Source organism: Neisseria sp. HMSC068C12 (genome assembly GCF_001814095.1).
In the GTDB taxonomy this organism is placed as follows: domain Bacteria; phylum Pseudomonadota; class Gammaproteobacteria; order Burkholderiales; family Neisseriaceae; genus Neisseria; species Neisseria perflava.
In genome coordinates this window covers 134,719-146,064 of sequence record NZ_KV814801.1, presented here as the reverse complement: position 1 = coordinate 146,064, position 11,346 = coordinate 134,719, and the positions used below count along the sequence as shown (strand labels likewise).

The window sequence follows — 11,346 nt, the reverse complement described above, 5'->3', positions numbered from 1 at the left end:
TCTGAACCCTGATTGCAAGGTTTCAGACGGCCTTGTTTTCAACCGAATACCTTTTATTTTTTTGCAATAAAAAACCCTTTACCGATCCATTCCAGCTACTGCCCACTATGGCTTTAGGTACCCCATATCATTCCTTTTTACTAGGTCTTCAGTACACCAAAGCCCTATATAAACACTATCCCTTCGTTTTAATGATGAAACTTTTTATTTCGAAATATGTCTATCCCTACATTCACTTGAAAAAAGATTCAATACCTTATAAATTTATAAAAAGATAGTAATTATCATAATATTTTAAAGGAATGATTCATGAGATTTACGCAACTTTCTGCTTTGATTGCCGCCGCAGCTTTATCAGTCGGCTCCGTATCCGCTTTTGCCAAACCCGTTCAGCTGACCGATACCGTTGGCCGTAAGGTAACTGTCGACCTGCCTGCCAAACGTGTGGTGTTGGGCTTCTATTACCAAGACTACATGGCCATCGGCGGTAAAACCGCGCTGGACAACGTCGTTGGTTTTTCCAAAGCAGTTTGGGCCGACTGGGCGCCGCCGAGCTGGGCGGCATTCAGCAAAGCCGTGCCTAAACTGAATCAGCTGACCGACGTGGGCGAAGTGGAAGTCGGCACTTTCTCGATTGAGAAAGTATTGGCGCTGAAACCCGATTTGCTGGTTTTGGCCGAATGGCAATACAAGGCTTTGGGTTCCGATCTCGACCGCATCAACAAGGCCGGCATCCCCATCGTCGTGTTGGACTACAACGCGCAAACGGTGGCCAAACACGTCCAATCGACCAAGCTTATCGGCACGCTGACCGGCCAGCAGCAAAAAGCCGACAAACTGGCGGCAGACTACAAACGCGTTGCCGACACCATCCAAGCGCGCGTGCAAAAAGCCAACCTGCCCAAGCCTAAAGTCTATATCGAGTTCGGCAACAAAGGCCCTGCCGAACACAGCGTTACCTTCGGCAAAAGCATGTGGGGTTCGATGGCGACACTGGTCGGCGGCAACAATATCGCCGCTTCTTCGGTCGAATTCTACGGCCCGATCAATCCTGAAAAAGTCCTCGCCGCCAAACCCGACGTGATCGTGATTACCGGCCGCGAAACCGAATTGAAGAAAAACCCTGCCGCCATGGTGATGGGCTGGGGCATTCCAAAAGCCGAAGCGGAAAAACGCTTGGCAGGCTTTGCCAAACGCGCCGGCTGGGCCAACCTGCCTGCGATTAAAAACAACCGCCTCTACGCCGCCTACCACGCCAACTCGCGCACGCTGTCCGACAGCGCGTCGATTCAGTTTATGACCAAAGCGATTTATCCGCAGTTGTTTAAGGATTTCAACCCTGAGAAGACCTATCTGGACTTCTACCGCCAAAACCTGCCCGTCGTACCGAACGGCACGTTCTACCTCTATCCGAAAGGACAATAAGGTAATTTAGATTTTCAGACGGCCTTTTAAATCGGAAGGCCGTCTGAAATTTTTGCGGAAGAAAAAGGCAAACCTGTTTCTCCCCTTTCACAACACTCTTTTTTAAAGGTTTGAAACATGAATGATTCGGTTGTCGCCGAGATTGTGAAAAACCAGCGCAAGTTGGAAGGCAAGCGTTGGTTGATTGTGTTGATGTTTTTAGTCATCGCGGCGGTCAGTTTCCTATTCGACATCGCCACCGGCCCTGCGATGACGGACACGCTGCCCGTCGGCGAAGTGGTCAATGTTTTGCTGGGCAAACCCGAAGTCGATGAAATGAACCGCCTGATTGTGATGGATTTGCGCCTGCCGATTGCGGTGATGGCCTTGGTGGTCGGCGCGGCTTTAGGTGTCGGCGGTGCGGAAATTCAAACGCTCCTGAACAACCCGATGGCCAGCCCTTATACGCTGGGCTTGGCGGCGGCGGCGGGTTTGGGCGCGTCGGCGGTGATTGCGTTCGGCGGTTTCGGGCTGCCTGAAACGGTCGCCGTTCCCATCGGTGCGTTTGTGATGACCATGCTGGCTTCGGGCATCTTGTTTCTGTTTGCCTCGGCACGCCGCTTCAACTCGGCGATGTTGGTGCTGGTGGGGATTGCGCTGTTGTTTCTGTTTCAGTCGATTTTGTCGCTGATTCAGTTTATCGCCGCGCCTGAGATTTCGCAGCAGATTCTGTTTTGGCTGTTCGGCAGTTTGAACAAGGCAACTTGGGAAACAGTCATCGTTACGGCGGCAGTTACGGCGGTATGCGTGTTTCTGCTTTCGCGCGATGTGTGGAAGCTGACTGCGCTGCGCTTGGGCGAAGAACGCGCCGTCGGGCTGGGCATCAATCTGCAATTTTTACGCCTGAAAACGCTGGTGTTGGTGGCGGTAATGACGGCGACGGCCATCAGTTTTGTCGGCGTGATCGGCTTTATCGGCTTGGTTGCGCCGCATGTGGCGCGGATTCTTTTGGGCGAAGACCAACGTTTCTTCCTGCCCGGCGCGATGCTGGCAGGGGCGGCGTTTTTGTCGGTCGCCAGCGTGTTGTCCAAGGTGATTATCCCGGGCGCGCTGTTTCCGGTGGGGATTGTTACGTCGTTTGTCGGCGTGCCGTTCTTCTTCTGGATTGTATTAACGAAACGATAGGCCGTCTGAAATGTTGAAACTTGAAAACGTACACATCCGGCGCGGCGATTATGTAGTCGCCGACAATATCGATTTGACGCTGGAACAAGGCAAAGTCTATTCCGTGCTCGGCCCCAACGGCACGGGAAAATCCTCGCTGATGAAAACGATTTTCGGCGAAGTAGCACACAAAGGTACCATCCGCTACGGCGACGAAGTGTTGAGCAAAATCCACCTGCAAAGCTGGCGCAAACGCATAGGTTATATGCCGCAGGACACCGCCGCCGAAGCCTCGCTGACCGCGCTGGAAGTCGTGTTGCTCGGCCGCATGGACGCGCTGCATATGCACGTCGGCGACGAACTACTGCACGAAGCCGCAAGTATCATGGCGGAGCTGGGCATCGGCCATCTGGCGCACCGCGACGTCATGCGGCTTTCCGGCGGACAGCGGCAGCTCGTCATGTTTGCCCAAGTCATGCTGCGCCGTCCCGAAATCCTGATGCTGGACGAACCGGTCAGCGCGCTGGATATGCACCATCAGCTCAATCTTTTGGAGCGCGTGGTGCAATACACGCACGAACACAATCTGGTTACGCTGATGGTCTTGCACGATTTGAGCCTCGCCGCGCAGTTTTCAGACGGCGTGATTCTGCTCGGCGAAGGCAAAGTACAGGCGCAGGGCGCGCCGCAGGACGTGTTGCAGGCGGACATGATCGGCAGGCTGTATAAAGTGGACATCGAGCTCTTATACGACAGCAAAGGCCTGCCCGTTATCCGCCCAATGCGGCAATCCTAGCTGGGAAATCTGCCATCAAGAAACCAGCCCCAGCAATCATTTTATACTCTTCACAAAAAAGGACTTTCCCATGAAAAAATCACTCTTCCTCCTGATGCTGACCGCTTCCCTGAGCGCATACGCCACCAACCACGAAATCAAAATGCTCGACAACGGCAAAGACGGCAGCATGGTGTTCGAGCCCGGCTACGTCAACGCCAAAGTCGGCGACACTGTTACCTTCAAAGCCGCCAACAGTGGCCACTGGGTACAAAGCAAAGCCCTGCCCGAGGGCGTTGCCGACTTCCTCTCCGAAGACGGTAAAGACTTCACCCTCAAGCTCGACAAAGAAGGCGTGTACGTCTACACCTGCCCGCCGCACCGCATGATGAACATGAGCGGCGTGATTCAGGTCGGCAAACCGGTGAACAAAGCCAAAGCACAAGCCGTTGTCGATGAAATGGAAAACCGCGCCATGCAAAGCAAAGGCCGTCTGAAAAAATACATGGCGCAAGTGAAGTAAACGCGTTTATGCCCGCATTAAAGGCCGTCTGAAACCTTTCAGACGGCCTGTTTCCTTTGCGTAAAACACGCATCAAAGCTATATCTTCCGTTTCAGTTTCCGATAAAATAGGCCTATTCCGACACAAGACCCGTAAGCATGATACGCCGCCTTTACGCCACGCTGTGGCACCTCGCCCCCTTCCTGATCCGCCGCCACCTGCGCCGCCGCGCCCTCAAATCCCCAGCCTATCTCGAGCATTGGGGCGAGCGTTTCGGGCAGGCGTATCCCAATCCCGTACAACGCCCGATTTGGATACACGCCGTATCCGTCGGCGAAACGCGTGCGGCCGAACCTTTGGTGCAGGCATTGCGCCGCCATTTTCCCGACTCGCCGTTTCTGATTACCCAAATGACGCCGACCGGCCGCGCCACCGCGCAATCCCTGTTCCCCGAGGCGCAATGCCGTTACCTGCCCTACGACAAATCCGAATGGGTAGCCCGATTTTTAGCCGAACACCGCCCCATCTGCGGCATTTTGATGGAAACCGAAATCTGGCCCAACTTGATGCACAGCTGCCAAGAAGCAGGCATTCCCCTCTTTTTGGCCAACGCGCGCCTCTCCGAAAAATCCCAACGCGGCTACCTCAAAATCCGCAAGCTGGTCGAGCCTGCCATGCAGAGCCTCTCCGGCTGCTTTGCCCAAACCGCCGCCGATGCCGAACGCCTTCACCTTATCGGCGCGTCCAACGTCCACGTCTGCGGCAACACCAAATACGACATCGCGCCCCCCGACGACTTGCGTCCGCTTGCCGTCGCCTTTAAAGAACGCATCGGCGCACGCCCCGTCGTCGTCTGCGCCAGCACGCGCGTGTACAAAGGCACGGATGAAGCCGAGCTGCTCCTCAAAGCATGGCAGGGCTACCGCGGCAATGCCTTGCTGGTCATCGTACCGCGCCACCCTGAAAACTTTCAGACGGCCTATGATACCGCCAAATCGCTTGGTTATACCGTCCAAAAACGCAGCGACGGACAACCCGTTTCCCCAGATACACAAGTTTGGATAGGCGACAGCATGGGCGAACTGGCCGCCTACTACCTCAGCGCAGATATTGCCTTCGTCGGCGGCAGCCTCGTTGATGCCGGCTGCCAAAACATCATCGAACCCATCTCCTGCCGCGTCCCCACCCTCTTCGGCTACTCCAACTACAACTTCGCCCAAGCCTGCAAAGGCGCAGTCGAAGCCAAAGCCGCCGTCCGTGTCGAAACCGCCGAAGCCTGGTACAGAACCACGCGCCAATACCTCGACGATGAAACCCTGCGCCAACAACTGATCAGCCACACCGAGCAATTCATTTCGCAACACCAAGGCGCCAGTGCCAAAATTGCCAAAGCGATTGCAGATTGTTTGAATCAGCGTTAAACAATAAAAAACCGCCCGTTCATGACAAACAGGCGGAAACTGAAAAACAGTTTTTTGTTTTCAGCCGTTTAATTGACTAAGAGCAGGAACAGGGTTAAGATAATCCTAACGACTGTCCGCAGTCTCAGCCATGAACGACCCGTGCGAGTGGTATGTTTCATGATTGAAACCATCCTTTCTAGGGCGGTTTCAGCACAAAGCCCCACTGCAATGGGGCTTTTTTGCTACCAGCCCCGCGATAATTATACCCAAACTTCCTAAAATCATTCCAAACAAATTTCCACTAAAAAGGCCGTCTGAAACCCCAATTTTTTGGGTTTCAGACGGCCTTTTCTCAACCTACAAACTTAACGTCCTGCTTTCAACACGCGACGTGCAAACACGAACATACCGAAGACAAAAAACGCCAAGCCCAGCCATTTGGCGGCCGTATCCCAGTTTTCCAGGTTCAGGGCCAAAGGCGCATCCGAACCGCCGTTGGTTACGGAGAAGGCAATGATAAACGCCATAATCACACCGATCAGGCTCTCGCCGACAATCAAACCGGCAGAGAACAGCGTACCGATACGTTCCGCATTTTTCAGACGGCCTTCACGGTTTTCTTGACGACGGGCGATGACGGATTTCAACACAGCCGCCAATACCGCGCCGATCACAATCGGCATATTCACAGACGGCGGCAGGTAAATGCCCATGCCCACGGCCAATACCGGCAAGGCGCGCTTGCCGCCGGAGGATTTGCGCAATGTGAAATCGACCGCAATCAACGCCACGCCAATGGCCACGCCGGTGAAAATATAATCCCATTGCAGATTGTGCGAGAAAATACCTTGGGCGATGGTGGTCATCAAAGTTGCCTGAGGCGCGGCAAGGGCTTGTGCCGCATCCATGCCTTCACGCGGCATTGCGCCGGTAAAGCCGTAGGCTTCATACAAAAGCTCCAACACAGGTGAAATCACCAATGCACCGACAACGCAACCGACAATCAACGCAACCTGCTGTTTCCAAGGCGTTGCCTTTACCAGATAACCCGTTTTTAAATCCTGCAGGTTGTCATTGGAAATCGAAGCCACACAAATCACAGACGCGCCGCAAAACAGCGTCAACGCCAGCAGGAATTTGCGGTTTGCCTCGTCCGTCATCAAGCCGCCGGATTCGCCAACCAGCAGCAACACCAGCGAAATGATAACGATAGAGACGATGCCCACACCCGAAATCGGGCTGGAAGACGAACCGACCAAACCGGCCATATAACCGCAAGCCGCGGCCACCAAAAAGCCGATAATCGAAGCCAGCAGCGTACACACGACCACCAACAGCCAAGCCAAACCGCCGGAAATATGCGAGTCGCCGATAAAGTGGAAGAAAGACACGCCCAACACCAGCATCATCGCCAACACCCAGGCAATCATCGCCTTAGGCGACAAATCCTGTTCCGTACGCTCAGTCATCTGCACGCCGCCGAAATTGCGGAAAGACAGGCGCATACCCTCGACCATCGGTTTCATCAAAGTCAACAGCGTCCAAATAGCGGCAATACCGATCGTACCCGCGCCGATAAAACGGACTTTTTCCTTCCACAAAGACATTGCAAAAGGAATCATCTCCATATCGGCAGGTTGCGGAATATGCGCCGACAGATAAGGCACGGCCACACCCCAGGCAATCGAAATACCCAGCAAAATCGCGATACCGCCGGTCAGGCCGACCAAATAGCCCGCGCCCAGCAAAGCCAAAGAAAAGCCCATCGGCACTTGGAACACCGACGCGCCGCCTTTAAACCAAAAGCTCGCGCTGTCCGCCACCACGCGCAAACCGCTTGCGCAGAAGCTCATCAAACCGGCCAGAGCGCCGCCCGACACCAATTCCTTGATACCGCTGCCGCCTTCCTGTTGGTCCGCATCATGGTCGCCAACCTTCAAAATCTCAGCCGCCGCCACGCCTTCCGGATAAGGCAAATCGCTCTTCACCACCATCGCATAACGCAAAGGCACAGTGAAAATCACGCCCAAAATACCACCGGACATACACAGCAGCGTAGTCTGCCAAAACGGAAAGCCCGCCCAATAACCGGCCATCAGCAAACCCGGCAAGATAAAAATAATACTGGAGAGCGTACCCGCGGCTGAAGCCTGAGTCTGCACCATATTATTTTCCAGAATATTGCTGCCTTTAAAAAACTTCAAAACCGCCATCGAAATTACCGCAGCCGGAATCGAAGACGCAAAAGTCAAGCCCACCTTCAAGCCCAAATACACATTGGATGCCGTAAAAATCACCGTAATCAACGCGCCGAGTATCATCCCCCGCAGCGTCAGTTCACGGAAACTCGCATAAGGATCAACCGCCTGTTTCATAAAAATCTTCCTGTATCAGGTAAACAATCAAATCAAAACTTTTCAGACGGCCTTTTGATACATCCATCAGGCCGTCTGAAAAGCCTCTCTCTTACCATTTTAATGAACTATCCGACTACACGCAAAAGCCCTATTTATTTTCATTTGACGCCAAACAATAAAATCATATCGATACAGACGTTTGGGGCAGTTTGACGGTTTCAGGTAAAATAACGCCAAATTCATCAACCGTTCAGAAAGCCGCCGCCATGTATTCACTCGTCCGCCCCATACTGTTCCGTTTCGATGCAGAAAAGGCCCATCATTTCACGCTCAACAGTTTGCGTTCTATCGAAAAACTCGGCCTGCTGCCCAAGGTGGACAGCCACACCCGGCCAACCGAGCTGATGGGTTTGCAGCTGCCCAATCCGGTCGGCTTGGCGGCAGGTTTAGACAAAAACGGCGAGTGTATCGATGCGTTTGCCGCTTTAGGTTTCGGCTTTGTCGAAATCGGCACGGTAACGCCCAAGCCGCAGCCGGGCAATCCGCAGCCGCGCCTTTTCCGTGTTCCCGAACACCAAGGCATCATCAACCGCATGGGTTTCAACAACCACGGCATCGACGCGATGATCCGCAACATTGAAAACAGCCGCTTTAAAGGCATTTTGGGCATCAACATCGGTAAAAATGCCGTTACGCCGATTGAAAACGCGGCCGACGATTATCTGATTTGCTTGGAAAAAGCCTACGCCCATGCGAGCTACATCACGGTCAATATTTCCTCCCCCAATACAAAAAACCTGCGTGCCTTGCAGGGCGGCGACGAGTTGAGCGCATTGTTGGAAGCCTTGAAAAACAAACAGGCGCAACTGGCGGCTGCGCATGGCAAATATGTGCCACTGGCGGTTAAAATCGCGCCGGATTTGGACGAAGCACAAATCGACGACATCGCCCATGTGGTCAAATCCGTGGAAATGGACGGCATCATCGCCACCAACACGACCATCGACAAATCCAGCTTGGGCAGCCATCCGCTCGCAGGCGAACAAGGCGGCTTGAGCGGCTTGCCCGTACGCGAGAAAAGCAATCAAGTGTTGAAACTTTTGGCGGAACGCATTGACGGCAAGCTGCCGATTATCGGCGTCGGCGGCATCATGAACGGCACGGACGCGGCAGAAAAAATCCGCTTGGGCGCCAGTGCGGTTCAAGTGTACAGCGGTTTGATTTATCGCGGCCCTGAGTTGATTAAAGAGTGTTTGGCTGCGTTGAAATAATACTTTTCCAAAAATAAGGCCGTCTGAAATCTTTCAGACGGCCTTTTGATATGCTTTCATTCTTCAAACAGATTGCCTTGTGCCAATAAGGTTTTGACCGGTGCGAAATTGCGGCGGTGTTCCGGCAAGACGCCGTATTGTTTCAACGCGGCCAAATGTTGCGCCGTACCGTAGCCTTTGTGGCGGTCAAACCCGTATTGCGGATAGCGTTTCGCCAATTCATACATTTCCGCATCACGCGCGGTTTTGGCCAAAACCGAAGCGGCGGAGATTTCAATAATTTTGCTGTCGCCTTTGACCACGGCTTCGGCAGGAACATTCAAATCTTTCGGCACGCGGTTGCCGTCTATCCACACTTTGTCGGGAGTGACCGACAGCCCCTCGACTGCGCGCTTCATCGCGGCCATGGTTGCGTGCAGGATGTTCAGTTGCAGGATTTCGTCAGGATCGGCAAAGGCAATGCTCCACGCAACCGCCTGTTCCTTAATCATCTGCGCCAACATATCGCGCTTTTTTTCGCTCAGTTTTTTTGAGTCGGTCAAACCCGGCAAGTCAAAATGTTCCGGCAAAATCACTGCCGCCGCAAATACGCTGCCGACCAAAGGGCCGCGTCCCGCTTCGTCCACGCCTGCGCTTAAAACCGTCGCCATTTCTTCACCACCTGTCTGATTCAAAGCCGCCATTATATCCGCTTGCGGCAGATAAAATCCGCAATAGGACAAGCCGTTGGGGAGCAGTTAAAATTTCATCTGCTTTACCAATCAGTTATAATTTACATCCCCACATACTGATACGTCTTACAACATGCCTGCCCAATCCGAACGCCTCCATTTTTCCGAACGCTGGCTCAACGCCTACGAACGCTACCGCTATCGCCGCCATATCCACGCCTTCCGCCTCGGCTTGGCAATCGTGTTCTCCACCCTGTTGGCGAAAGTCTTCCACCTGCAACACGGCGAGTGGATCGGCATGACCGTCTTTGTCGTCCTCGGCATGCTGCAATTCCAAGGCGCGATTTACTCCAAAGCGGTCGAACGCATGCTCGGCACGGCCATCGGTTTGGGTGTTGGGTTGACCGTTTTATGGTTGAACCAACATTATTTGCAAGACGACGTTTTCTTCTATCTGATTATCGGTGCCGCCAGCGCAGTGGCCGGTTGGTCTGCGGTCGGCAAAAACGGCTATGTCGCCATGCTTGCCGGTTTGACCATGTGCATGCTCATCGGCGACAGCAGCCACCACTGGCTCGACAGCGGCCTGATGCGCGCCATGAACGTTTTGATTGGTGCCGCCATCGCCATTGCCGCCGCCAAACTCCTGCCCCTGCGCTCCACCCTGATGTGGCGCTTCATGCTTGCCGACAACCTCACCGACTGCGCCAAAATGATTGCCGAAATCAGCAACGGCAAGCGCATGACGCGCGAGCGCTTGGAGCAAAACATGATTAAAATGCGCAAAATCAACGCCCGCATGGTCAAAAGCCGCAGCCATCTGGCCGCAACATCCGGCGAAAGCCACATCAGCAACAATATGATGGAAGCCATGCAGCATGCCCACCGCAAAATCGTCAACACCACCGAGCTGCTCCTGACCACCGCCGCCAAACTGCGCGCGCCCACGCTCAACGAAAGCGAAATCCGCCTGCTCGACCGCCACTTCAACCAACTCCAACGCGAACTGCGCCTGACCGTCCGCCTCATCAAAGGCCACTACGCCCGCCGCATCCGCATCGATACTTCGCTCAATGCCGAACTAAGCAAACCGGCCGCCCGCCTGCATTACGACTGGCAAGGCTTCCTCTGGCTCAGCACCAATATGCGTAACGAAATCGCCGCATTGGTGATTCTGTTGCAACGTTCGCGCAATAAATGGTTGGACAAAAAAGAATTGCAACGCCTCAAAGAACACCTGCGCAACGACAACAAGCCCAAATCGGAAGAGGCCGTCTGAAAAAAGTCTGTCGCATTTTTACCCAAACCCCGCCGCAAGACAGCAAAAGGCCGTCTGAAACCCAATGGTTCAGACGGCCTTTCCATCAATTCATCAGCAATAAATGCCGCATAAAGCAAAATCCCCTGCGATTGCAGGGGATTTTTATATTTGGTTGCGGGAGCAGGATTCGAACCTACGACCTTCGGGTTATGAGCCCGACGAGCTACCATGCTGCTCCATCCCGCGTCAGAAGTTGTAACTATACAGAAAGGCGGAATTGCTGTCAAGCGTTTTTGACAGAAAATATCCAAACGTTGCTTTACAAAAAACCGGCCGCGTGGTTTAATTTTCGTTAATAAAGAAACAGGGGTGCTGCTTTCAAACCGAGCGGCTGAGAAATACCCTTTACACCCGAACAGGATAATACCTGCGTGGGGAGTTTCGGCAAATGTGATTTTAGACGGTCGATTGAAGATATCCGCAAGGCCGTCTGAAAAAAAGCAATGCTCCTGTTTCCATTTCATAACCGAGAAACAG

At 53.5% G+C, this 11,346-nt stretch carries 9 protein-coding genes, 1 tRNA gene and 1 riboswitch; of the genes, 7 read left to right on the top strand and 3 right to left on the bottom strand.

Annotated features, from left to right (window positions below; all coding sequences use genetic code 11):
• Positions 1-309: 309 nt before the first annotated feature.
• From HMPREF2952_RS02680 to waaA, 5 genes are all read left to right on the top strand, one after another.
• Complete coding sequence (locus HMPREF2952_RS02680) at positions 310-1,425, top strand: ABC transporter substrate-binding protein (RefSeq protein ID WP_070695247.1); 1,116 nt, start codon at positions 310-312, stop codon at positions 1,423-1,425.
• A gap of 117 nt (positions 1,426-1,542) precedes the next feature.
• Positions 1,543-2,589: a FecCD family ABC transporter permease gene (locus tag HMPREF2952_RS02675; RefSeq protein WP_004519102.1), complete on the top strand. Its 1,047-nt coding sequence runs from the start codon at positions 1,543-1,545 to the stop codon at positions 2,587-2,589.
• A gap of 10 nt (positions 2,590-2,599) precedes the next feature.
• A complete protein-coding gene (locus tag HMPREF2952_RS02670) occupies positions 2,600-3,364 on the top strand; it encodes an ABC transporter ATP-binding protein (protein WP_004519103.1) in 765 nt (254 codons plus the stop codon).
• A gap of 70 nt (positions 3,365-3,434) precedes the next feature.
• The gene (locus HMPREF2952_RS02665) at positions 3,435-3,866 is read left to right on the top strand and encodes a plastocyanin/azurin family copper-binding protein (RefSeq protein WP_004519104.1); all 432 of its coding nucleotides are present in this window, start codon (positions 3,435-3,437) and stop codon (positions 3,864-3,866) included.
• 138 nt (positions 3,867-4,004) lie between these two features.
• Positions 4,005-5,267, top strand: a complete 1,263-nt coding sequence (gene waaA / locus HMPREF2952_RS02660) for a lipid IV(A) 3-deoxy-D-manno-octulosonic acid transferase (protein WP_004519105.1) — start codon at positions 4,005-4,007, stop codon at positions 5,265-5,267.
• Positions 5,268-5,614: 347 nt separating this feature from the next.
• Here waaA and HMPREF2952_RS02655 read toward each other — a convergent pair whose 3' ends face one another.
• On the bottom strand, positions 5,615-7,624 hold the full coding sequence (locus HMPREF2952_RS02655; protein WP_004519106.1) for an OPT family oligopeptide transporter: 2,010 nt from the start codon (positions 7,622-7,624) through the stop codon (positions 5,615-5,617).
• 248 nt (positions 7,625-7,872) lie between these two features.
• Between HMPREF2952_RS02655 and HMPREF2952_RS02650 the strand changes: the two genes are divergently transcribed.
• On the top strand, positions 7,873-8,877 hold the full coding sequence (locus HMPREF2952_RS02650) for a quinone-dependent dihydroorotate dehydrogenase (RefSeq protein WP_070504155.1): 1,005 nt from the start codon (positions 7,873-7,875) through the stop codon (positions 8,875-8,877).
• Between the two features lie 56 nt (positions 8,878-8,933).
• Here the strand turns inward: HMPREF2952_RS02650 and rnhB are convergent, their stop codons facing one another.
• Positions 8,934-9,527 (bottom strand): ribonuclease HII, encoded by a 594-nt coding sequence (gene rnhB, locus HMPREF2952_RS02645; protein ID WP_039861927.1) that lies wholly within the window; start codon positions 9,525-9,527, stop codon positions 8,934-8,936.
• A gap of 154 nt (positions 9,528-9,681) precedes the next feature.
• Here rnhB and HMPREF2952_RS02640 point away from each other — a divergent pair, with 154 nt between their 5' ends.
• Positions 9,682-10,827: an FUSC family protein gene (locus HMPREF2952_RS02640; protein WP_070695246.1), complete on the top strand. Its 1,146-nt coding sequence runs from the start codon at positions 9,682-9,684 to the stop codon at positions 10,825-10,827.
• Between the two features lie 151 nt (positions 10,828-10,978).
• On the opposite strand, the gene HMPREF2952_RS02635 is transcribed toward HMPREF2952_RS02640, so the two are convergent.
• Positions 10,979-11,055, bottom strand: a tRNA-Met gene (locus HMPREF2952_RS02635).
• A 109-nt stretch (positions 11,056-11,164) separates the two neighbouring features.
• Positions 11,165-11,264, top strand: a riboswitch (TPP riboswitch).
• Positions 11,265-11,346 lie beyond the last annotated feature (82 nt).

What these genes read in the sequence shown, in the direction of transcription:
- HMPREF2952_RS02680 (WP_070695247.1), top strand. Translation starts at nt 310, where the DNA reads ATGAGATTTACGCAACTTTCTGCTTTGATTGCCGCCGCAGCTTTATCA.
- HMPREF2952_RS02675 (WP_004519102.1), top strand. Translation starts at nt 1,543, where the DNA reads ATGAATGATTCGGTTGTCGCCGAGATTGTGAAAAACCAGCGCAAGTTG.
- HMPREF2952_RS02670 (WP_004519103.1), top strand. Translation starts at nt 2,600, where the DNA reads ATGTTGAAACTTGAAAACGTACACATCCGGCGCGGCGATTATGTAGTC.
- HMPREF2952_RS02665 (WP_004519104.1), top strand. Translation starts at nt 3,435, where the DNA reads ATGAAAAAATCACTCTTCCTCCTGATGCTGACCGCTTCCCTGAGCGCA.
- waaA (WP_004519105.1), top strand. Translation starts at nt 4,005, where the DNA reads ATGATACGCCGCCTTTACGCCACGCTGTGGCACCTCGCCCCCTTCCTG.
- HMPREF2952_RS02655 (WP_004519106.1), bottom strand. Translation starts at nt 7,624, where the DNA reads ATGAAACAGGCGGTTGATCCTTATGCGAGTTTCCGTGAACTGACGCTG.
- HMPREF2952_RS02650 (WP_070504155.1), top strand. Translation starts at nt 7,873, where the DNA reads ATGTATTCACTCGTCCGCCCCATACTGTTCCGTTTCGATGCAGAAAAG.
- rnhB (WP_039861927.1), bottom strand. Translation starts at nt 9,527, where the DNA reads ATGGCGACGGTTTTAAGCGCAGGCGTGGACGAAGCGGGACGCGGCCCT.
- HMPREF2952_RS02640 (WP_070695246.1), top strand. Translation starts at nt 9,682, where the DNA reads ATGCCTGCCCAATCCGAACGCCTCCATTTTTCCGAACGCTGGCTCAAC.